This is a genomic window from Streptomyces sp. CA2R106, assembly GCF_037034245.1.
GTDB lineage: Bacteria > Actinomycetota > Actinomycetes > Streptomycetales > Streptomycetaceae > Actinacidiphila.
In genome coordinates, this window is sequence record NZ_JBAGKC010000118.1 from 1 (window position 1) to 1,228 (window position 1,228).

The window sequence follows — 1,228 nt, forward strand, 5'->3', positions numbered from 1 at the left end:
TACGTCGGGCCTGTTCGGGTCTGGTGATGAGGGGGTTGCCTACGCGCCGGTGGGTGGGTTCTTGGAGGGCGCGGGTGGGTTCGATGCGGAGTTCTTTGGGATCAGTCCGCGTGAGGCGTTGGGGATGGATCCGCAGCAGCGGGTGCTGCTGGAGACGTGCTGGGAGGCATTGGAGGACGCGGGCATTGCCCCGGGGACGTTGCGGGGCACGGACACGGGGGTTTATGCCGGCATCATCACCTCCGGCTACCGCGTCGGGGAGCAGGACGGTGCGGGCGGTTACGGGCTGACGGGGACAACGGCGAGTGTGGCGTCGGGTCGGGTGGCGTATGCGTTGGGGTTGCAGGGTCCTGCGGTTTCGATTGATACGGCGTGTTCGTCGTCGTTGACGGCAATTCACCTGGCGGCGCAGGCGTTGCGGTCGGGTGAGTGTGGGATCGCGTTGGCCGGCGGTGTCACGGTGATGGCTTCGCCTGGGACGTTCACGGAGTTTGCGCGGCAGCGGGGTCTTGCTGCTGATGGGAGGTGTAAGCCGTTTGCGGAGGCCGCTGATGGCACGGGGTGGGGTGAGGGCGTTGGCGTCGTGGTGCTGGAGCGGTTGTCGGACGCTCGCGCGCGCGGGCACCGGGTGCTGGCGGTGGTAGCCGGTAGCGCGATCAACCAGGACGGGGCGAGTAACGGTCTGTCGGCGCCGAACGGTCCCTCCCAGCAGCGGGTGATCCAGCAGGCGTTGGCAAGCGCGGGTCTGGCGGCTGGTGATGTGGATGTGGTCGAGGCGCACGGCACCGGCACGGCGTTGGGTGATCCGATCGAGGCACAAGCGCTGCTGGCCACGTACGGGCAGGACCGTGATCCGGCACGGCCGTTGTTGCTGGGGTCGGTGAAGTCGAACATCGGCCACACGCAGGCGGCTGCCGGTGTCGCGGGTGTGATCAAGATGGTGCAGGCGATGCGGCACGGAATACTGCCGCAGACCTTGCACGTCGACGCCCCGTCCTCCCACGTCGACTGGTCGGCCGGAGCAGTCGAGCTGCTGACCGCCCCGCGTGAGTGGCCGGCGGGTTCTGGTCCGCGGCGGGCGGGTGTGTCGGCGTTCGGGATCAGCGGCACCAACGTCCACCTCATCCTCGAGCAGCCTGCAGAGGATGTCCCTGCCCTGGACGTCCCTGCCGTGGAGGCTCCTACCCAGGATGGGCCGGAGTCTGCGGGTGCGGTGGCGTGGGTGGTA

At 68.6% G+C, this 1,228-nt stretch carries 1 protein-coding gene; it reads left to right on the forward strand.

The window, feature by feature from the left end; all coding sequences use genetic code 11:
- Window positions 1–1,228 (forward strand): polyketide synthase (locus tag WA788_RS35270; protein ID WP_335984541.1); only part of this gene is annotated, 1,228 nt, incomplete at both ends.